At 60.8% G+C, this 19470-nt stretch carries 23 protein-coding genes; 19 read left to right on the forward strand and 4 right to left on the reverse strand.

All coding sequences use genetic code 11. The features are described from left to right. Nucleotide 1 precedes the first annotated feature (1 nt). Nucleotides 2–1372 carry a bifunctional folylpolyglutamate synthase/dihydrofolate synthase gene (locus EDD75_RS09495; RefSeq protein WP_245963142.1) on the forward strand — a complete coding sequence of 457 codons (1371 nt, stop codon included), beginning with the start codon at nucleotides 2–4 and terminating at the stop codon, nucleotides 1370–1372. A 79-nt stretch (nucleotides 1373–1451) separates the two neighbouring features. Beyond that, nucleotides 1452–1778, forward strand: coding sequence for a DUF3243 family protein (locus EDD75_RS09500; RefSeq protein ID WP_123931458.1), 327 nt, complete (start codon nucleotides 1452–1454; stop codon nucleotides 1776–1778). A 169-nt stretch (nucleotides 1779–1947) separates the two neighbouring features. Here EDD75_RS09500 and EDD75_RS09505 read toward each other — a convergent pair whose 3' ends face one another. From EDD75_RS09505 to EDD75_RS09520, 4 genes are all read right to left on the reverse strand, one after another. After that, nucleotides 1948–2520, reverse strand: coding sequence for a cytochrome b/b6 domain-containing protein (locus EDD75_RS09505; protein WP_170157793.1), 573 nt, complete (start codon nucleotides 2518–2520; stop codon nucleotides 1948–1950). A gap of 76 nt (nucleotides 2521–2596) precedes the next feature. Beyond that, nucleotides 2597–3988 (reverse strand): nickel-dependent hydrogenase large subunit, encoded by a 1392-nt coding sequence (locus EDD75_RS09510; protein ID WP_123931462.1) that lies wholly within the window; start codon nucleotides 3986–3988, stop codon nucleotides 2597–2599. Between the two features lie 68 nt (nucleotides 3989–4056). After that, the gene (locus EDD75_RS09515; protein WP_123931464.1) at nucleotides 4057–4512 is read right to left on the reverse strand and encodes a hypothetical protein; all 456 of its coding nucleotides are present in this window, start codon (nucleotides 4510–4512) and stop codon (nucleotides 4057–4059) included. Between the two features lie 48 nt (nucleotides 4513–4560). Next, entirely contained in the window at nucleotides 4561–5553 is a 993-nt protein-coding gene (locus EDD75_RS09520; RefSeq protein ID WP_123931466.1) for a hydrogenase small subunit, read from the reverse strand. Nucleotides 5554–5692: 139 nt separating this feature from the next. Between EDD75_RS09520 and EDD75_RS09525 the strand changes: the two genes are divergently transcribed. From EDD75_RS09525 to EDD75_RS09605, 17 genes are all read left to right on the forward strand, one after another. Continuing rightward, the gene (locus EDD75_RS09525) at nucleotides 5693–6835 is read left to right on the forward strand and encodes a GerAB/ArcD/ProY family transporter (RefSeq protein ID WP_123931468.1); all 1143 of its coding nucleotides are present in this window, start codon (nucleotides 5693–5695) and stop codon (nucleotides 6833–6835) included. Next, nucleotides 6807–8432, forward strand: a complete 1626-nt coding sequence (locus EDD75_RS09530; RefSeq protein ID WP_245963143.1) for a spore germination protein — start codon at nucleotides 6807–6809, stop codon at nucleotides 8430–8432. The genes EDD75_RS09525 and EDD75_RS09530 overlap by 29 nt, the downstream gene beginning before the upstream one ends. Nucleotides 8433–8455: 23 nt before the next feature. Continuing rightward, a complete protein-coding gene (locus EDD75_RS09535; protein ID WP_123931470.1) occupies nucleotides 8456–8677 on the forward strand; it encodes a hypothetical protein in 222 nt (73 codons plus the stop codon). Between the two features lie 12 nt (nucleotides 8678–8689). Then, the gene (locus EDD75_RS09540) at nucleotides 8690–9682 is read left to right on the forward strand and encodes a Ger(x)C family spore germination protein (RefSeq protein ID WP_123931472.1); all 993 of its coding nucleotides are present in this window, start codon (nucleotides 8690–8692) and stop codon (nucleotides 9680–9682) included. Between the two features lie 88 nt (nucleotides 9683–9770). Then, a complete protein-coding gene (locus EDD75_RS09545) occupies nucleotides 9771–10022 on the forward strand; it encodes a hypothetical protein (protein WP_123931474.1) in 252 nt (83 codons plus the stop codon). A gap of 123 nt (nucleotides 10023–10145) precedes the next feature. After that, a complete protein-coding gene (locus EDD75_RS09550) occupies nucleotides 10146–10610 on the forward strand; it encodes a RidA family protein (protein WP_123931476.1) in 465 nt (154 codons plus the stop codon). Between the two features lie 126 nt (nucleotides 10611–10736). Next, nucleotides 10737–10997 (forward strand): DUF4321 domain-containing protein, encoded by a 261-nt coding sequence (locus EDD75_RS09555; protein ID WP_123931478.1) that lies wholly within the window; start codon nucleotides 10737–10739, stop codon nucleotides 10995–10997. Next, the gene (locus tag EDD75_RS09560) at nucleotides 10994–11590 is read left to right on the forward strand and encodes a Maf family protein (protein WP_123931480.1); all 597 of its coding nucleotides are present in this window, start codon (nucleotides 10994–10996) and stop codon (nucleotides 11588–11590) included. Before EDD75_RS09555 ends, EDD75_RS09560 begins: the two co-directional genes overlap by 4 nt. 28 nt (nucleotides 11591–11618) lie before the next feature. Beyond that, on the forward strand, nucleotides 11619–12335 hold the full coding sequence (radC, locus tag EDD75_RS09565) for a RadC family protein (RefSeq protein WP_123931482.1): 717 nt from the start codon (nucleotides 11619–11621) through the stop codon (nucleotides 12333–12335). Nucleotides 12336–12379: 44 nt separating this feature from the next. After that, the gene (locus EDD75_RS09570) at nucleotides 12380–13411 is read left to right on the forward strand and encodes a rod shape-determining protein (protein WP_123932003.1); all 1032 of its coding nucleotides are present in this window, start codon (nucleotides 12380–12382) and stop codon (nucleotides 13409–13411) included. Beyond that, nucleotides 13412–14239 carry a rod shape-determining protein MreC gene (gene mreC, locus EDD75_RS09575; protein WP_123931484.1) on the forward strand — a complete coding sequence of 276 codons (828 nt, stop codon included), beginning with the start codon at nucleotides 13412–13414 and terminating at the stop codon, nucleotides 14237–14239. A gap of 67 nt (nucleotides 14240–14306) precedes the next feature. Then, entirely contained in the window at nucleotides 14307–14807 is a 501-nt protein-coding gene (gene mreD / locus EDD75_RS09580) for a rod shape-determining protein MreD (protein ID WP_123931486.1), read from the forward strand. Nucleotides 14808–14809: 2 nt separating this feature from the next. Next, the gene (mrdA, locus tag EDD75_RS09585; protein ID WP_123931488.1) at nucleotides 14810–16798 is read left to right on the forward strand and encodes a penicillin-binding protein 2; all 1989 of its coding nucleotides are present in this window, start codon (nucleotides 14810–14812) and stop codon (nucleotides 16796–16798) included. 128 nt (nucleotides 16799–16926) lie between these two features. Further along, nucleotides 16927–17463: a septum site-determining protein MinC gene (locus EDD75_RS09590; protein ID WP_123931490.1), complete on the forward strand. Its 537-nt coding sequence runs from the start codon at nucleotides 16927–16929 to the stop codon at nucleotides 17461–17463. After that, complete coding sequence (gene minD, locus EDD75_RS09595; RefSeq protein WP_123931492.1) at nucleotides 17442–18236, forward strand: septum site-determining protein MinD; 795 nt, start codon at nucleotides 17442–17444, stop codon at nucleotides 18234–18236. The genes EDD75_RS09590 and minD overlap by 22 nt, the downstream gene beginning before the upstream one ends. Nucleotides 18237–18258: 22 nt before the next feature. After that, nucleotides 18259–18537: a cell division topological specificity factor MinE gene (gene minE / locus EDD75_RS09600; protein ID WP_123931494.1), complete on the forward strand. Its 279-nt coding sequence runs from the start codon at nucleotides 18259–18261 to the stop codon at nucleotides 18535–18537. A 153-nt stretch (nucleotides 18538–18690) separates the two neighbouring features. Further along, nucleotides 18691–19389 (forward strand): hypothetical protein, encoded by a 699-nt coding sequence (locus tag EDD75_RS09605; RefSeq protein ID WP_123931496.1) that lies wholly within the window; start codon nucleotides 18691–18693, stop codon nucleotides 19387–19389. Nucleotides 19390–19470: the final 81 nt, after the last annotated feature.

A 19470-nucleotide genomic window follows, 5' to 3' on the forward strand; every position in this document is an offset into this window, starting at 1 on the left:
AGTGGCGCTCGGGGGATCAGGCCAGAATAGGCGCGGTGTTTCGGGCGTTGGCATTGAAATGGCGATGATGGATTACGAAGAAGCGATCCGCTACATGCAAAACGCGGCGGCTGTGGGGATCAAGCCCGGGCTGGAGCGAATCGCGGCTCTGCTCGGGCGGCTGGGCAACCCCGAAAGGTGCCTGCGGGCGGTGCACGTCGGCGGAACCAACGGGAAGGGCTCGGTCTGCGCGTGTCTTACGGCAGTGCTGGTGGCCGCCGGGTACAGAGTAGGCACCTTCACCTCGCCGCACCTTCACTCCTATACCGAGCGGTTCCGGATAGACGGCCGCCCCGTGGCGCCGGCGCGACTAACTGAGCTCATCTGGGAAGTTAAGCCAGCGCTGGAATCTCTGCGGCGGGAAGGCGTCGTCCCTACGGAATTCGAGATTCATACGGCGCTCGCCTTTCTCTTTTTTGCCCGGGAAGCGGTGGATATTGCCGTGGTTGAAGTGGGTTTGGGCGGCCGTTTTGACGCCACCAACGTCATTTTCCCAGAGGTTGCCGTGATCACGAACGTGACGGTGGACCACACCGACTACCTCGGCGAAACAGTGGAAAAAATCGCCTGGGAAAAGGCAGGGATCATTAAATCCGGTGTTCCGGTGGTGACGGGCGCCACGGGCGCGGCGCTCGAGGTGATTGCGCGGGAATGCGACGTAAAGGGGGCGCCTCTTTTTGTTTTGGGACGTGATTTTTACCCGGTTGAACGGGAGAATGATCTTTCGGGGCAGGTGCTCGCGGTGTGTGGCTGGTGGGGTGCGTATGAAGGCCTGCGGTTGCGGCTCCCCGGACGCCACCAGCAGCGGAACGCGGCCTGTGCCGTTGCCGCGTCCCAACTGCTTGCCGAGCGGGGTTGGCGGGTGGACGCGGCAGCGATAACCAAGGGATTAGCGGCAGCGACTTGGCCGGGGCGGCTGGAAGTTGTGCGGGAAAAGCCGTTAGTCGTTCTCGACGGGGCGCACAACGCCGCAGGGGCGGAAGCGCTCAAAGAGGCCCTGACAGACTACTTTCCGGGCCGGCGCCTCGTGCTGGTCATCGGCATGTTCGCCGACAAGGAGCGGGCGGCAGTGGCGGCGACCCTCTGCCCTCTTGCCGGCGCGGTGGTAGTGACGCGCCCGCCAGGAACGCGCGCCGGCGATTGGCGGGAGCTGGCAGCGCTGGCACGGCGGCACGCCCCGGCGGTTTACGAGGTCGAGGAGATTGCGGCGGCGGTGGCGCAGGCACTCGGCTTTGCCGGGCCGGAAGACGTAGTGGTTATCACTGGCTCGCTTTACCTCATTGCCGCGGCGCGGGCCGCTTTATTAGGCTTGAGAAGACCGGACGTCTCTTAAAAACCCGGAGAATGGTACCCCCGCAAATGAGCAAATAATAGGTTCAGAGCGGGGAAAAACTATTTTTCGGGGTGGAAGTATGGAAATCGATCTTGGCTGGAACGAGTTTAAGGAGTGGCTCGGCAAGGGGTTGAAGGCGCTGCGGCTTTTAGGTGTATCTGATGAGAACGCGGAGGATATCAGCTACCGCTTTGGCGAGCTCTTGAACCGCTACGTTGATTCGGCCAACCGGGAGCAGCGGTTGATAAAAGAGCTGTGGGACCAGGGCAACGAGATCGAGCGCCGGGCACTCGCCTCGATGCTCGCCCGGCTTGTTGAGCGCGATACTATCGAACGCAAGAAACCCTCGCGGTTGAGTGATGTGGAAGGGCCCGACGAAACGACGGAGGGGCGGAAGAAGCCGTAAACAGAAGTTAGAAGCCGGAGGTCGGAAGTCAGAAAAAGAGGAGAGGATCCTGGCCTCTTTTTTTGTTCTGGGTTGAATTTTAGCTCCGGAATTCTGTTTTCCACGCCACGTTGACTGGTGACACATGATTTTTGTGACCGGCTTGTGGCTCTATTTTTTAGGGTGCTTACTATGTTCCCTGCTTGTAATATCCCGTAAATATAGATTTCAGTTTTCCTACGCTGTCGGTTAAGGCCAGGTAGATGTGGCCGGCCATGGTGGCGGCGGTTAGGAGGGTGAGGGAGTAGAGGAGCTGCCGGATGCGGGCAAGCCCTCCCAGCCACTTAACGGGCCGGGAAAAGGTGTGCGGCGCGTAGAGGAAGAACCCTAAGGGTAAAGCGAAGATGGCTTCGAGCGGCCAGAAGGTATAGAGGAACTTCTGGCCAATATTGTATTTGCGGAACTGCGGTTTTTTGTCCGTAAGGTAGAGGTGGTACCTGGCAAAAGACGGTAATTTCTTGAGGTCGTGCCGCTCGGGGAGGATCAACCGCCACTCCCGGCGCAGGGCAGCGTAATAGAGGCGGGCGACAAAGCCGCCGGTGAAGAGAAAGCCGGCGAGCGAATGAAGCTTCCGCGCGGTGCGGGGGCTACCGTGGTAGGGCGGATTGGTAAGGTAAAGGCCGGTAGCCACAAGGGTGATGGCCAGGGGGGCGAGCGTCCAGTGAAAGATTCTTGCGGGTAGCGGGTGGCGTAATTGCATCATCTTCCTCCTCCTGAGCAAGGCGAGATTTTTCGGTGCCTTTTTATCTTCACTCTCCAGTCTTTTCATCCTTCATCCTTCATCCTTCATCCTTCCTAATAAGGTGGGTGGCGCACGCGTAGCAGGGGTCGAAGGAACGGATGATCCGCCCGATTTCGACCGGTTCTGCCGGGTCGGCCACCGGGGTCCCTATAAGCGCCTCCTCCACCGGCCCGGGCTTGCCTTTGTCATCCCGCGGGGAGAAGTTCCACGCCGACGGGGTGATGATTTCGTAACGGCTGAGGCGCCCTCCTTCCACCCGGAGGTAGTGCAAAAGAGGCCCTCGCATGGCGTCGGTGAGGCCGAGGCCCTCTCCTGCCCGCGGGATTTCGTAAGGGGTGAAGATGGGTCTGCCCGGTTCAAGCTCCTCTATCCACTGCGCCATTAATTGGCAGAGTATTTCCGTTTCTTTCACGCGGGCCAGAAGCCGGTCGAGAACGCTAACCCCCCGGCGGTAACGCCCTGTTACCCAGAGACGGGCGAGGGGACCGCCCTCGAACGCCTTTCCCGCGTAGCGCGGCGCCTTAATCCAGGAGTAGGCGCCGGGTTTGTCCGGCTGCGGCCGGGTTGCAGCCCGGCCGGGCGCCTCCGGGGCCGCTGCCGCTTCAAAATAGGCGTGGCGGAGGTGCTCGGCGACGGCGTTTATGTCTACTGCTTGGGCACCGTTATCATCTTCGACCACGCCGCCAGGGAAGTGGAAGTGCGTTCTTTCCGGGTTTACCGGATACATGCCGAAAGTCAAGAGGCGCAGGGGGCGCTGGCCACGTTCGAAGTAGTCCTTGTAGGCGGCCGCGAGCGTTTCGGCATCGGGGAGCATCTTCGCGGCGATAAACCGACCGAGGCGGTCGAGCTTGGCTTTTAAGTCTAGGATCAGGGCGCCATCCGGTGGAAAAGAGGCGCCGCCGGCAAGAATACCGTGCTGGTGGGGCGCCTTCCCGCCAAGCGCGGCGACGATTTCGTGGGTGACGCGGGCGATGCCGACAGCTTCAGAGTAATGGGCCATCAGGCGGGCCTCAACCTCCGGCGGCAAGCGGTAATCATACCGGTAGCGAGGGGTGAACGGCGGTTTCGCGGGCCCCCGGACGTAATCGGGCAGGGCAAGCAAGTAGAAGTGCCGGATGTGGTTCTGGAGGGTTTCGGCCGCTAGGATGAGGTTCCGGATGAGGTGGCCGTTTTGCGGCGGCACCACACCCGCCAGGTTTTCGAGCGCGTAGGCAGCGGCGGTGGCGTGGGCTGCGGCGCAGATGCCGCAGATGCGCTGGGCAAGATAGGGAGCGTCGCGCGGGTCGCGGCCGCGGAGCAGCAGCTCAAAGCCGCGAAAAAAAAGGGCCCCGACGCGGCAGTCCGCAACCCTGCCGTCAGCAACGGTTATCTCTACGTGGCCGCAGTTGTTAGCGCGGGTGATGGGGCTTAGCACAATCTGCTTTCGCACGGGCTCACCTCTCTGTTAAGGAGTTATTCATAATATTTACTGCTTTTATTGCCGTGAGAACGCCAGACCTATCTTTGCACCTCCCCGGTCTTAAGCCGCGCGGCCACGGTGAAGAGGACAAGGCCAAAGACGAGGTGGCCGACCAGCAAGGTGGCGCTCGTCCCAACGTCCGGGCGGAGTAGCCGCTCGGGGACTACCATCTGAGCGAGAAAGCCGTAGCCCACAAGCCATAAAAGACCGCCGAAAACTATCCCCTTGAGGTAGAGGAAATCCCACCCCGTAGCCCTGAGGAAATAAACGCCGGCAAGTCCCCCCAGAACGGCCGTCAGCCAGTCCACGGCGAAGCCCACCAGCAGTGCGGGCAGGGTATTGAGGGGAACGTTTGGCGGCAGGAGGGCGGCGGCGGCGAAATGGAGGCTCGTTGTTTTGGCTGCCCCGGCCCAGTAGAGTAGGAGGTTGACCGCGAGCTTGCTAAGCCCTCCCGCTGTCCCTGCGACAACGCCGGTATAAACCGTATCGCGCATGAGATTCTCTCCTTGAACTGTTTTGGCGTTTAAGGTTGAAGTGCGCCGTTAGTCCAGGCGCCGCGGCAGGAGCTTGCGTAACGCCCGCGCGGTGCGGGTTTTCCCCTTACGCGCTTTCTTCAGCGTTTGGGCCAGCCTGCCGGTAGCAATGTTGGCGGTTAGGTGCGCGCCGATGCCGAGTGCCGTCAGCGCCCCCGTAAACAGACCCGCGCGGTCGGCGCTAAGGCGCAGGGGCGGCGCTTTGAAGTCCGGCAGGTGTTCAAAGAAGGGGGAAAGGCCGTCGGGGAACTCGGGGCTCGCGCAGCCGATGCAGGGGGTGTTGGCTCCGACCGGCCAATTGGTGTGCTCGCCGCACCACTGGCGCACCGGGCAGTCGGCGTGGGTCACCGGCCCCTTGCAGCCGAGCCGGTACAGGCACCCGGGTTCGCCCGGCTGCGAGGCGAAGTTGCCGTTTTCGAAGTCCGCGCGCCGCGGACAGCGATCGTGCACCGTTTCGCCGAAGTAAATGAGGGGCCGATTATAGGCATCGAGTTCTGGCTCGCCGTGGGCCACTAAGTGATAAAGGGTGCCGGCGAGCCAGTCCGGGTGAACCGGGCAACCGGGGACGTTGATTACCTTTTGCGGGACCACAGCGCTTACCGGCTTGGCTCCGGTGGGATTGGGGTGGGCGGCGTAAGGGCCGCCGAAGGCGGCGCAGGTGCCGGCGGCTACCACATACCGTGCTTTTGCCGCCAGCTCTTGCACCGCTTCGAGGGCCGTCCAAGGCTGGCCGGCGCGGTACGCGATGACGCAATAACGGCCTTGTGCTGCCGTCGGGATGTTCCCTTCGACCACCAGGATGTACTCCCCTGCCGCGCCATTCAAAGCTGCTGCGAGCGGCTCAAGCGCGAGGTCCCCTTCGGCTGCCATGGTGAAGGGTTCGAAGCGGAAGTCAAAATAGTCTTCTGCCATCTGGCAGAAGTTAGGGTGACGTGCGTTGAGGAGCGAAAGGATATCTCCGGCACAGCTGTTGGTGGTGAGCCAAATTATTTTTGGCCGCATCCAGCGCCTCCGATCCGTTTTTTCTATTATTAGCTTTCTGGCGGCAGGGGATGCGTTATGAGGGGAGCGAGAGGCGGGACGCAGGCGGGGCTATTATTTTTTGCTGGCAGAGAAAAAATATAGAGCGGGTGGTAAAGCGGTGCGCGAGGAAGGAAGGATTTCCGCCTTCACGGCGATGGTTTACCAGGTGGCCATTGTGCTGGCGACGGCCGTTTTTTTTGTCCCTTCAATCATGGTGACCAAAGCGCGGCAGGACGCGTGGCTTTCCGGGTTTCTCGCCTGTCTTTTCGGCTTCCTGGTGGTTTTTATCGCCACCAGATTGGCCCTGCGTTTTCCGGAAGAAACGGTGGTGGAGTATGCACCCCGGCTTCTCGGAAAGTTTGGCGGCAAGTTGGTCGGCTTTATCTACACCTTTTACTTTTTCTACGGGGGCTATTACGTTATGCGCCAGTTCGGGGAGCTCATGGCCACGGCTTATTACCCCCATACCCCGATTATCGTTTTTATCGTGGTTCTCGGTTTGTTGGCGTGTTACGTGACTTATTTGGGACTGGAGGTTTTATGCCGGGTTATTTTGGTTTGGGGGGTCTTTGCCCCGGTCTTCCTCCTGCTTTTACTTTTGCTGGTCAAGGATATTCAGGTAACCCGCTTTCTCCCCCTGATGGAGTTTGGGATTGGTCCGGTAATATGCGGGACGATTGCGCCGGCCGGGTGGCTGGCGCAGATGGCAGTGGTCTTTATGCTGGTCCCTTTTATAAGCGACCGGTGGCGGGTGCTCCGCACGAGTTTAACCGCGGTACTAAGCGTGTTTTTTCTGGGCGAAGTGGTACTGGTGACCGCTATCGGCGCGATGGGAGCGGAGACGGTAAGCCGTCTTTTGTTCCCTGCCTTTACCCTCTTCCGGCGGGTTCACGTGGCCAGCTTGCCGGTCTTGGACCGGTTGGACGCCATCTTCATGATGCTCTGGATGGGCGGGATGTTCCTTAACTTAGCAACTTTTTTCCACGCCGGGATGCTGGGCTTAGGGCAATGGTTAGGGTTAAAAAGCTACCGCCCCCTCATCTTCCCGGTAGGGGCGCTTTTGGCGGCCCTTTCAATTCAGTCTTGGGATAGCGTTACGGAGCTTGCGGACTTTTCGGTACATATTTTTCCGTATATGGCGATTTTGGTCAATTTCCTCCTAACGGTTTTGCTCCTTTTCGTGGCCCTGGTTCGTAAGGAGGCGCAGGGACAAAACAAGGTGGGTGAGCGGCGTGCGCCGGCGGCTGATAAGAAAGCTTAGCGATCTTTTAATCCAGTCCAAGAGACCCGGGTGGGTGGAAGAGACGCCGCCGCCGTCCCCACCACCGCCGCAGGGCGGTTCGGGACGGGTCTGGGAACCGGCGGAGCTGAAGGAGATGCCGGTTGTGCCGGATCTGGCAGCAAATCTCCGGGTGCTCCGCGGGTTGTTAGGGGGCAATACCGATTTTGTTATCCGGGAATTCAAGGCAGCAGGTAAGGTGCCCGCGGCGCTCGCCTACCTTTCGGGGATGGTGGAGCGGGCGCAGCTCAACTACCACATCCTTGAGCGACTGATGCTCGATTACCCCGCAGGAACGGCGGTGAACATGGTGGCCGTTAGGGAGCGGGTGATTACCGTTGCCGAGCTCGAAGACTGCCAAAACTTCTGGCAGGTAGCGGAAGTGGTTTTAGCCGGGAAAGCGGTTCTTTTCTTAGCGGGCGAACCGCAGGCGTTAGGGCTGGATACTCGGGGCTACGAGACGCGGCCTATTGGTGATCCCGAGATCGAGAGTGTGGTCCGCGGTCCCCGGGACGCCTTCGTAGAGGATATTGAGCGGAACATTATGCTCGTTAGGCGGCGACTAAAGACCCCAAACTTAGTGGTGGAAAGGTTTAACCTTGGGCGACTGACCCAGTCGGTAGTGGTTCTCCTTTATATTAAAGGGCTGGCGATGCCGGAGTTGGTCGCGGAGGTCCGGTCGCGCGTCAAGAGGATAGATGTGGATGCCGTTTTCGGCTGCCATTACGTGGAGGAGATGGTAGCTGACAGCCCGCATTCTCTTTTCCCGCAGACCATCGCCACCGAGCGTCCCGACCGGGTAGCGGCGGCCCTGTGCGAGGGGAAAGTGGTTTGCCTGATAGATACTGCGCCGATGGCGTTGATTTTGCCAGCCACCCTTGCCGCCCTTTTGCAATCGCCGGAAGATTACTACCATCCCTACGTCATCAGCACTGCCATCCGCTGGCTGCGCTACCTGGCCTTCTTTATTTCGGTGACGGCTTCGCCGCTCTACGTGGCGATCACCACCTTCCACCAGGAGATGATTCCCTTCCGGCTCCTCCTTTCCGTGGCGGCGGCCCGGGAGGGGGTGCCACTGCCGGCGGTCCTCGAGGCGCTCGTGATGGAGCTAACCTTTGAGCTTTTGCGGGAAGCAGGGATAAGGTTCCCGCGGCCCGTCGGTCAGGCGGTGAGCATCGTCGGGGCCCTGGTTATCGGGGAGGCGGCGGTTACGGCGGGGGTGGTCTCGCCGCTAATGGTGATTATAGTGGCGCTGGCCGGCATTGCGTCTTTCGCCACGCCTTCTTACGAACTGGCGATCCCGATGCGCCTCCTGCGCTTCCCGTTGATGGTTTTGGCCGGAAGCTTCGGCCTTTTTGGGCTCACGGCCGGGCTGTTAGCAATGCTTGTCCACCTAGCGGGGCTGCGCTCTTTCGGGGTGCCGTACCTTTCTCCCGTGGCGCCGCTCAAGTTCGCCGATCTGAAGGATGTCTTGGTGCGGGCGCCCCTCTGGATGATGCGCACCCGTCCCGAGACGGCCAAACGCAACTGGTACCGGATGCCCCCGGGGCTCAAACCCGGGCCACCGCCGGAGGAATAGAGGTCGGAGAGGGGGTGGTTGGTTTGCGGCGGTTCGCGGCGCTGATTTTACTGGTGCTCGCGCTTTTTACCGCCGGTTGCTGGGACCTGAAGGAGATTGAGGATCTGGGTTTGGTAGCCGGCGTCGGGGTGGATGCTGCGCCGCGGGGAGAGGTTAAGCTTTTGGTGCAGATACTGAACCCCCGCGTGGTAGGCGGCGGCGTTCGGGGGGCGATAACGCCCGGCACCAGCATTTCGGCCAAGTGATACCGGAACTATATGGTGGTCGGTCGGACCATCTGCGACGCGGTACGGGAGCTTTCCCTAATTGTGCCCAAGAGGCTTTTTTTTGCCCAGAACCGCGAGATTCTCTTTGGTGAAAAACTGGCGCGGAAGGGGCTCAGGGAAGTGATTGACTATTTCGACCGGAGCGTCGACATCAGAAAGCTCGCCTACGTTATGGTGGTGCGGGGAAAGATGATTGATGCTCTGGATGTCCCCAACCCCCACGAGACCTGCCCGGCCCTCCGGATCGACGCGTTGATGCGCGAGCAATGGCAGGCCAACCACTTCCCGCCGGTGAATTTAGGCGATTTCCTGGGCTTAATGGCTACGGAGGGACAGGAGGCCTACTGCGCAGTGGTGCGGGTGGAGCGAAACCCCACCTTTACTCTGGTCCCGCGAAAGCCTTTCAACCCGGCGCCGGAGCCCTACCTCGATGTTAAGATTGGAGGGGCGGCCCTCTTCCGGGATGATAAATTGGCCGGGTATTTAAACGAACACGAGACGCGGGGACTCCTCTGGACGCAGGGTAAAGTCCAGGGGGGGCACCTTGAGGTGCCCTGCCCGCATAAAAAGGGAACTTACGTATCGCTCAACATCCTCCGGTCGAAGGCCCAGATCATGCCGGAAATCACCCGCGACGGGCGGCTGAGGGTTACAGTAAAGATTCAGGAGGAGGCGAATCTTGCCGAGACGGACTGCCCCATCGATATTGGGAAGGTAGAGACAATAAAAAGGATCGAAGCGCTTCAAGCGAAGGCGATCGAACAAGAGGTAAGGAGCGCTGTGGAACGTGCCCAGGAGTACAGGAGCGACGCCTTCGGCTTCGGGGCCGCTTTTCACCGGCGCTACCCCCGCGAGTGGCGGGCGATGCGGGACCTCTGGGCAGAGGAGTACTTCCCTGCGGTGGAGGTGAAAGTGATAGCCGACGCTAAAATCAGGCGCACGGGCCTCCGCATGGGCCCCGTACTCCGGAAGGAAGTACGCTGAAGGCGGGTCCGGACAGAAAAGTTAGCCGGGATTAGCCCCGCACGTGGCCGGCGGGGGCGTTCTTTAGTCTTGGGACGGTGAGCAGGATTTGCTTTATGTTTTGCTCTTGCTCCTTTTCTACGTTACCGTCACCTACTTCGAGGTGCCCCGAATGCTCAAAAACGGGATGCGCCGGGAGCTTTACGCCTTCATCATCATTTCCCTCCTCGGCTTTATCTTAGCCGTGGGGCAGATTTTTCACTGGCCGCTGCCGAACGTCACCAAGGGGATCGAAGCGCTGGTGCGCCCGGTTTCCGAGGCGGTTGAAGGGTGGCTTTTACCCCCGGAACTACGCGGCTGAAAGCGGATTTTATGGTAGAATGAGAGGAGACGATGATGTTAAGCGAGGATTAGGCTTTGGGATGGCGGCGATAGAAGGAAAAGCCGGAGGATAAAGGATTAAGACGGGCAGAGGAGGCTTGGGATGAGCATTGAGAAACGTCTTGCGACGCTGGGGATCATGCTGCCGGAGGCGCCGCGGCCGGTGGCGGCCTACGTTCCTTACGTCATAGTAGACGGTCTGGTCTTTACCGCGGGGCAGCTTCCGGTCGTAGCAGGGAAGATCTGCTACACCGGGCGGGTAGGGGCAGAGCTGACGGTAGAGGAAGGGCGGGAGGCGGCACGCCTCTGCGCGCTCAACGCCTTGGCGGTGGTGCGGGCGGCGGCGGGGAGCCTCGACAACGTCGTGCAGGTGGTCCAACTGACTGGTTATGTGGCGAGCGCTCCCGATTTTTTCGGCCAGCCACAGGTCCTAAACGGCGCATCACAGCTAATGGAGGAGATCTTCGGAGAGGCTGGGCGGCACGCCCGGGTAGCGGTGGGGGCAAGCGCCTTGCCGCTTGGCGCGGCGGTAGAGCTCGCGCTGGTAGTAAAGGTAAATACCCGTTAAGTGAACGCCGGCATTTTACGGGTGCGGTATATTCTGGTGTCCGGCCTTCCCCGCTTGTCAAGTTAACCGGTTTAAGATAAACTGTCTTCGGACAAATTGCGTGTTCTTTTTCAAGGGGGCTAAATTTTGGCAAAGGGATTTAAGTCTTCGGCCGCGAGCCCCTGGCTGCTGGTCACCCTGCTCCTAATCGGCGGGCTGGCGGGCAGCGCCCTCGGCGAGTGGCTCGCCGCGTATGTTCCGGCGCTCAAAGCGGTTTCCCGGGTTGCTTTCGGGCCGGCAACGCTCAACCTCCGCTTCCTGACGCTCACCTTTGGTTTTTCGCTGGTGGTCGGACCGCTGACCGCTTTGGGGTTCATCATCGGCTACCTTGCCTACCGCCGGCTGTGAGGAAGTTATACCTTGCTTCTACTTCGCCCAGGCGGCGGGTGCTCTTGGCGAGCCTGGGCCTCGAGTTTACGGTGTTAGCGGTCCCGGTGGACGAAACGCTGCCACCTCTGCCGCCGGGGAAGGCGGTCGAAGAGGTAGCGCTCCGGAAGGCGCAGGCGGTAGCCGCCAAGCTTGCGGAGGCAGCATTGGTTATCGGTGCCGATACGGTGGTGGTGCACCGGGGGCGGGTGTTAGGGAAGCCGCGCGACGCGACGGAGGCCTGCAGGATGCTCCGGGAGCTTCAAGGGGAGTGCCACACGGTCTTTACCGGCGTGGCGGTAGTGGCGGTGCCGGAAGGCAGGGCGGTGGCGGCCCACGCGGCGACGCGGGTTTGTTTCGCCCCGCTTAGCGATGCGGAGGTTGCCGCCTACGTCGCTACCGGGGAGCCGCTAGATAAGGCGGGAGGGTACGCGGCGCAAGGTCTCGGGGCGCTTTTTATCCGGCGGCTTGAAGGCTGCTATTTCAACGTGGTGGGACTACCTCTTCATCTTTTAGGGGAAATGTTAAAGGGGTTCGGCGTCAACTTGCTGCTGCGCGAAGATAGTGGTTCCTAAACGCGCACGACACGGGGGTTTTAAAGGGATGGGGCGGGTTGATTTAGGCGGGGAGGCGCGGCCGGCCTACCGGGTGGCGATGCGGGAGCTGCCCCAGAGCGCCCGACCACGGGAGCGGCTCTGGCGGGATGGCCCGGGGGCCCTCGCCGAAGCAGAGCTTTTGGCGATCATCTTGCGGACCGGTTCGCAGGAAGGATCGGCCCTTGATCTGGCCCGCTACCTCCTGGGGCGCTTCGGCGGGCTGGTGGGGCTGGGAAAGGCGTCGCCGGAAGAACTGAGCGTGGTTAAGGGCGTTGGTCCGGCGAAGGCGGCGCAGGTGGCGGCGGCGCTGGAGCTAGGGCGGCGGCTTGGCGCGGCCGTCCGGTTCCGGGTGGCGGTGAACACCCCCGAGGACGCCGCGGCGCTGGTAATGCCTGAAATGCGCCATCTTGAGCGGGAGGAGTTCCGGGTTATCCTGCTGGATACGAAAAACCGGGTAATCGGGGTAGAGACGGTGGCGGTAGGGAGCCTCAACAGCGCGGGGGTCCAGCCGCGGGAGGTTTTCAAGGGCGCGGTGCGGCGGAGCGCCGCCACGGTGATCCTGGTGCACAACCACCCGAGCGGCGACCCGACCCCGAGCCGCGAGGACGTGGCGCTAACGAAGCGGCTCGCGCAGGCGGGGGAACTTTTAGGGATCGAAATCTTAGACCATATCATCGTCGGGGATAATAAGTATATCAGTCTCAAAGCGGAAAAACTGCTCTGATTTGCCTAAAAAAAGGCCTTAATGGAGAAGGGAGCTTCAAGGTGCTGCGTTTCGGCATTTTTTCCAGAGATTTAGGGATTGACCTGGGTACGGCTAACAGCCTCGTCTACGTGAAAGGGCGCGGCGTGGTGCTGCGCGAGCCATCGGTGGTGGCCATCCAGAAGGATACCGGACAGATACTCGCGGTGGGCGAAGAGGCGAAACAGATGATCGGGCGGACGCCCGGGAACATCGTGGCCATCAGACCGCTTAAGGACGGCGTCATTGCCGATTTCGATACCACGCAGGCGATGATCAGGTATTTTATCAACAAGGCGCTGCGGGGGCGGCGCTTTTTCCTCCGGCCGCGGGTGGTTATCGGTGTGCCGTCCGGCGTGACGACGGTGGAAGAGAGGGCGGTACGGGAAGCGGCGCTTCAGGCTGGCGCACGGGAGGTTTACCTCATCGAGGAGCCGCTCGCGGCGGCGATCGGCGCCGGGCTTCCGGTGCATGAACCGACCGGCAACATGATCGTGGACATCGGCGGGGGAACGACTGAGGTGGCGGTCATCTCTTTGGGGGGCATCGTGACCAGCCGCTCCATTCGCGTTGCCGGCGACGAAATGGACGAGGCGATTATCCAGTACGTGAAAAAGCAGTATAGCCTCATGATCGGTGAGCGCACCGCGGAAGAGATCAAGATCAAAATCGGTTCGGCTTATAAGCCGGAAGGGCTCGGCAGCGAGGATGTGCGCGGCCGGGATCTGGTGACCGGCCTGCCGAAGACCGTCAGGGTTTCGGCGGAACAGATTTACGAAGCGTTATCGGAACCTGTGGCCGCAATCCTGGAGGCGATCAAGGCAACTCTCGAGCGGACGCCGCCGGAGTTAGCGGCCGACATTATGGACCGCGGGATCATCATGGCCGGGGGCGGCGCGCTTTTGAAAGGGCTTGACCGGCTGGTGAGCGAGCAAACCGGGATGCCAGTCAGCCTGGCGGATGATCCACTGTTGGCGGTGGTTCGGGGGACGGGTTACGTGTTGGACAACATCGAGATTCTGCGGCGGGTGGTCCTGCAACCGCGGAAGGTGGGGTAAATGGCGCCTTCCTGGCGCACGGCGAAGAAATTTTTTCTAACATTCATTTTAGTTGGCTTGACAGTGGGCACGATTCACCTGACCCGGGCCGACCGACCGGTGGACCTTAACCCAATAGCGGCGTGGACGCGGGACGTGGCGGCGCCGGTCCAGCAGGCAGTCTGGCGGGCTGCACAGGCGGTGGAAGCCGGGACGGCCTTCGTTTTTTCGCTGGGCCGGGAGAACGGCCGAACCCGGGCCCTGGAGAAGCGGGTAGCAGCGCTGGAGGGCGAGGTGCGGCGGCTCCGGGCGGTTGAAGCGGAGAACGCGCGCCTAAAAGCGCTGCTTAACTACCGGACGGCCCGTTTCGAGGCTTCGTTAGCGGCGGCGGTGATCGGCCGGAACCCGGATAACTGGTTCGGTACGGTTACCATCAACTGCGGCCGGGCCGAGGGCGTAATGCCGGGCGCGCCGGTGCTCACTCCTGCTGGGCTTGTCGGGCGGGTGCTGGCGGCGAGCCAGCATACGGCCGAGGTGCTCCTCATCACTGATCCCCGGAGCGCGGTGGGGGCTGTTGTTTACGAGACGCAGACGCCCGGCATTATCCACGGGAACCTGAGTGAAGCCGGCGGCCTCAAGATGTGGTACGTGTCGAAGGATGCGCCGGTACGGCGGGGCTTCCTCGTGCTCACCTCCAACCTGAGCGGGGTTTTCCCGCCGGGGATACCTGTAGGTACGGTAACCAGGGTGGAAGAGGAAAAGAGCGGTCTTTTTAAAACCCTCTACCTGCACCCTGCGGCGGACCTCAACCGGCTGGAAGAGGTGCTGGTGTTACTAAAAAAGCAATGATTGCGGGTTAACTGCGGGTTTCTTCTTCCCGCCCAAATGCTGGGTTTTGATTGGGGTTGGACGAAGCGTGCGGACGGTTGCGTTTCTGATCCTGATCGGGACGGCGCTGCTTTTAGAGAAGACGGTGCTGCACTTCCTCCGGGTGGCCGGAGTAAAACCCGATCTGGTGCTGCTGCTGGTCATCTTCAACGGCATCCTGAAAGGCCCCCGTGAAGGGGCCTTTTGGGGTTTTATCGGCGGGCTGATAGAAGACTTTGCCTGCGGCCACTACATCGGGCTGCACGCGCTGAGCAAGCTTTGCGCCGGCTACGTAGCTGGTCTGGTGGAGGTGCGGGTTTACAAGGAAAGCCTATTCGTAGCGGCGGTGGTGGTCTGGGGGACAAGTATTGTCGCCGGCGCCGTGGTCTACCTCCTGCTTGCGACCCTGGGCATCTTTGTTGCCCCTGTAGAAGCCTTTATCCGGGTGATCTTTCCGGTCGCGGTTTATAACGGACTGGTAAGCCTTCTTTTTTATCGCCTTTTCCACCGGGCGACTTTTTACGGAATCTTGAAGGAGGAACGCTTCTAACTTTGGAACGAAAAGTGGTGGAGAAAAAAGTCAGGGTTTTCATCATGCTGGCCGTGGTTGTTTTCGCGGTCCTTTTTTTCCGTCTCGCTGAGCTCCAGATTTTCCGGACGGAACAGTTCGCGGTCCTGGCACGGGAAAACCGCCTCCGCTTAATGACCATTCGTGCCCCGCGCGGTGAGATTTATGACCGGCACGGGCAGAAAATCGTCGGCAACCGGCCCGTCTATACGCTTTCAATCGCCAACTTAGGGAAACCAGTGCCCCCGGCCGTGATTAAGCGGTTGGCGCGCCTTTTAGGTAAGGACGAGGCGGAGCTGCGCGAAAAAATGAAGGCGCAGGTGCTTCCCTATGAGCCGGTCAGGGTTGCAACTGACGTGCCGCTGTCGGTGGTCACCTTTATCGAAGAGCACCAGGAGGATTTCCCTGGGGTGCTGGTGGATATAACGCCTGTGCGTGCTTATCCTTACGGGACGACGCTGGCCCACGTTATCGGGTACGTGCAGGAGATCAAGCCCGAGCAGCTTGAGAAGTATAAGGACGAAGGCTACAAGTTAGGGGACCCCTTCGGGCAGGACGGCATCGAGTACGTCTGCGAGCGCTACCTCCGGGGCGAGGATGGCGCCCGCTACTTAGAGGTTGACGCTACGGGACGGCCGGTGCGCGACCTCGGCGTAAAACCACCGGTGTCGGGGGCGAACGTTACCCTGACCATTGACCTTAAGCTCCAGCGGGTCGCGGAGGAGGCGCTCAAACGGGCGGTTGAGGCCGCGCGGCGCGAGGGCTACCCGGCGCCCGGTGGCGCTGCGGTGGCGGAGGACGTGCGGACGGGTGAGATCCTGGCGCTCGCGAGTTTTCCGGCCTACGACCCGGCAGCCTTTACCCGGGACCTAAAACCACAGGAGGTAGCCCAGCTCTTCGGCGCGCCCGATAAGCCGTTTCTTAACCGGGCGCTCAGGGCCTACCCACCAGGTTCGACCTTTAAGATGGTCACGGCGATGGCGGCGCTCGAATCCGGGAAGATCACGCCCAAATTTACCATCTATGATACCGGCGTTTACGTCCTCGGGCGGGTCTTTCACGACTGGCTTCCCGGGGGCCATGGCCGCGTCGACCTCGTTAAGGCTATCCAGGTTTCCTGCGACGTCTATTTCTGGACCATCGGCAACCTGACCGGCATTAACGAGATTGCGCGGATCGCGCGGGAGTTCGGGCTGGGGGAAACGACGGGCCTCGGTCTTCCCGGTGAGGTCGCCGGTGTGGTTCCGACACCCGAATACAAATACAGGACGGTCAAAGCTTATCTCGACGCCGTTTTCGACCCGCGGTTTGAAGCGGTCCGGAAAAAATACGCAGCGCTTATCAATCAGGCGCCGGATGGCGAATCGCGCGCGCGGTTAGAGCGGGAGCGGGACAGAAAACTCGCCGCGATCCAGGCGGAGTACGAACGCTACGCCTGGGATCTGCAGTGGCGGGCTTACGATACGCTCAACACCGCCATTGGGCAGGGTTACAACCTCTATACCCCTTTGCAACTCGTCAACTATGCCGCGACCATTGCGAACAACGGCGTCCGGTACCGGCCGTACTTAGTGAAAAAAGTTGTGGGGCCGGGAGGCGAGCTCATCGCGGCATTCGGGCCAGAGGTTGCCGGGAGGGCGAAGGTGAAGCCGGAAACTCTGAAAGTGATCCAGGAGGGAATGGCGCTGGTGACGAAACCGGGCGGCACGGCGTACGGTGCCTTTTATGACCTGCCCGTGAATGTGGCCGCAAAGACAGGTTCGGCCGAGGTTTCCGGCCGGAAGGGAACCCACGCGCTTTTTATCGCCTACGCCCCGGTGGAGAAGCCGGAGGTGGCCGTAGCGGTTGTGGTGGAGAACGCGGGGCACGGCGGTTCGGTAGCGGCGCCGGTGGCGCGGGACATTTTTGCTGCTTATTTCGGGTTGCCGTTAAAAATGGGGCAGGAGATACAGAAAACGGGTGCCGGGGATTGATATTGCTTGTAATTTTTGTCAAAAAAAGAAAGAAAAAAGCCTAAAAACCAACGGTTTTTTCAGGTGCGTTTAGCAGGATTTGGTTTAAAGGCGGCGAATAGGGAGTAGGAAAGGGGGAGGGATCAGGTATGGCGTTGGAATCCGGGGCCGGTTCCTGGACGGTGGGCCAGCAGGAAAAGCAAACGATCCTGATTTCGCGGACCCTGCGTTCGGGGCAAAGCGTCTTTTATCCCGGAAATGTGGTTATTATCGGCGACGTTAACCCCGGGGCTCAGGTGACAGCCACAGGGGACGTAATTGTGGTTGGTGCGCTACGCGGGATGGTCCATGCCGGTGCTGGCGGCGACGAGGGCGCGATGGTGGTTGCCTTCCGGCTCGAGCCGACACAACTGCGGATTGCCAACCACATCTCGCGGCCACCGGAGGGGATGATACCGGCGAAGCAACCGGAGGTGGCGCGGATAAAGAACGGGGTTGTGACCATTGAGGCCTACGTTCCGGGAGGGGAACGCGCTGGAAACGCTCCGCGGTTTGCGCTGTCACCGAAGGGCGGGCAGCCGGAAAGGGAAGAGTGGCGCGGGGCTTCCGGAGAGGGCCAGGAGGATGTTTTACCGGGGAAATTTAATGGTGGGGAGGACAAAGAATGGGTGAAGTCATTGTCATAACTTCCGGCAAGGGAGGCGTGGGCAAGACCACGGCTACGGCGAACATCGGTGCGGGCCTGGCCATGCGGGGCTATAAGGTGGCCCTCGTTGACGCCGATATCGGCCTGCGAAACCTGGATGTCGTCCTGGGTCTGGAGAACCGGATCGTTTACGACCTGGTCGATGTGGCTCACGGCCACTGCCGTCTGAAGCAGGCACTCATCAAGGATAAACGCTTCGACGGCCTCTACCTTTTGCCGGCCGCCCAGACCAAAGATAAAACGGCGGTCAAGCCCGAGCAAATGAAAGAAATCTGCCACCAGCTCAAAGAGGAGTTTGATTACGTGATTATCGACTGTCCGGCCGGCATCGAGCAGGGGTTTAAAAACGCGATCGCCGGTGCGGAGAAGGCGATTGTGGTGACGACCCCGGAGGTTTCCGCTGTCCGCGATGCCGACCGGGTAATCGGGCTGCTTGAAGCGGCGGACCTGCGGGAGCCGAAGCTCATCATCAACCGGTTACGCCCGCGGATGGTGAAACAGGGAGAGATGATGAATATCGACGATATTCTCGATATTCTGGCGGTGGACCTGTTAGGGGTAATCCCGGAGGACGAACAGATCATCGTCACCACCAACAAAGGGGAGCCGGTGGTGCAAGACCAGCGCTCGCGCTCCGGGGAAGCCTTCCGTAACGTCGCCCGGCGGATTTTAGGGGAGGAAGTGCCCCTCATGGACCTGGAGCGTAACGGGAACCTTTTTGCCCGGCTGCGGAAGATCATCGGGCTGGGGTAGCGGGTAGAGAGGAGGAAGGGTTTTGCTGGATTTCTTGATGCGCCTTTTCCGGCAGTCGCCGGCGAGCAAAGAGATTGCTAAAGAGCGATTGCGCCTGGTTTTAGTGCACGACCGGGCAAATGTCTCTCCGGAACTCCTGAAGCTGCTCAAAGATGAGCTTGTCCAGGTGATCTCGCGCTACATGGAAATCGACGAGAAAGGGTTAGAGGTTACGCTCGACACGTCAGAGAACATGGTGGCTCTGGTGGCGAGTATCCCGGTGCGACGGATAAAACGGGCGGTTAAGGCGGCTTCAGTATAAGGTTGTATCCGTTTGTAAGGTGGTGCCGGCTATAAGAGGAGCCCGCGTGGTAGGCGCGGGTTTTTTGTCGCCCGCTGACGGCGTCGGTTGCGCGATAAAATTTAACGCGCCGGTCGGGATGGGCGTATTATATGGTGGGGGGAGGTGCGGGCCGTGGCGGAATGGATTCTGATCGGCGCACCGGTACGGCAAAAGCCCCTGATTTTGGCGTGCTTTTTGCAGAGCCTCCGCGCGCTGCGGCGGGAGGGGCTGGAGGTCGACTATTTCTTCATCGACGATAACGAGGAGCAAAGCGCCTCGCAACTCCTCGCGACGTTTGCTACAGAAAACCCGCGGGTCTTTGTAGAAAGGGTGGAACCGGCGGGGGAATACGTTTGCGACGGGGTGACCCACCGCTGGTCACGGGAGCTTGTCTGGCGTGTGGCTGCGCATAAAAACCGGCTCATCGCCGCCGCGCTGGAGCAGGGCTACGACCGCCTCTTCCTGGTGGATTCCGATCTGGTGCTTCATCCCGCGACGCTCCTCCAGCTTTGCGCTACGGGTAAAGAGATTGTGGCGGAGATCTTCTGGACGGAGTGGCAGCCCGGCTGTGGGAAACTCCCGCAGGTGTGGGGCTGCGATCACTACACCCTTTACGAGGTCCTTCCCGGCGAGCGGGTGGCGCCGGAGGAGGCGCTGCTGCGCCAGCAGCGGTGGCTGGAGCGCCTGGCGGAGCCGGGGCTTTACAGGGTCGGGGGGCTCGGGGCCTGCACGCTCATCGCGCGCGGCGTCCTCGAAAAGGGTATCGATTTTTCGCCCCTCTACAACCTTTCTTTTTGGGGGAGGACCGCCACTTCTGTCTGCGCGCCGTAGCCCACGGTTACGAACTTTTTGTTGATACCTGCTGCCCCGCCTTCCATTTTTACCGGGAAACCGACCTGCCGGAAGCCCTAG

Source organism: Thermodesulfitimonas autotrophica, assembly GCF_003815015.1.
Classification (GTDB): Bacteria; Bacillota; Desulfotomaculia; order Desulfotomaculales; family Ammonificaceae; genus Thermodesulfitimonas; species Thermodesulfitimonas autotrophica.

Coding starts and splice junctions, on each gene's coding strand:
- EDD75_RS09500 (WP_123931458.1), top strand. CDS start 1,452: ATGGAAATCGATCTTGGCTGGAACGAGTTTAAGGAGTGGCTCGGCAAG.
- EDD75_RS09505 (WP_170157793.1), bottom strand. CDS start 2,520: ATGATGCAATTACGCCACCCGCTACCCGCAAGAATCTTTCACTGGACG.
- EDD75_RS09515 (WP_123931464.1), bottom strand. CDS start 4,512: ATGCGCGATACGGTTTATACCGGCGTTGTCGCAGGGACAGCGGGAGGG.
- EDD75_RS09520 (WP_123931466.1), bottom strand. CDS start 5,553: ATGCGGCCAAAAATAATTTGGCTCACCACCAACAGCTGTGCCGGAGAT.
- EDD75_RS09540 (WP_123931472.1), top strand. CDS start 8,690: ATGGTGGTCGGTCGGACCATCTGCGACGCGGTACGGGAGCTTTCCCTA.
- EDD75_RS09550 (WP_123931476.1), top strand. CDS start 10,146: ATGAGCATTGAGAAACGTCTTGCGACGCTGGGGATCATGCTGCCGGAG.
- radC (WP_123931482.1), top strand. CDS start 11,619: ATGGGGCGGGTTGATTTAGGCGGGGAGGCGCGGCCGGCCTACCGGGTG.
- mreC (WP_123931484.1), top strand. CDS start 13,412: ATGGCGCCTTCCTGGCGCACGGCGAAGAAATTTTTTCTAACATTCATT.
- EDD75_RS09590 (WP_123931490.1), top strand. CDS start 16,927: ATGGCGTTGGAATCCGGGGCCGGTTCCTGGACGGTGGGCCAGCAGGAA.
- minD (WP_123931492.1), top strand. CDS start 17,442: ATGGGTGAAGTCATTGTCATAACTTCCGGCAAGGGAGGCGTGGGCAAG.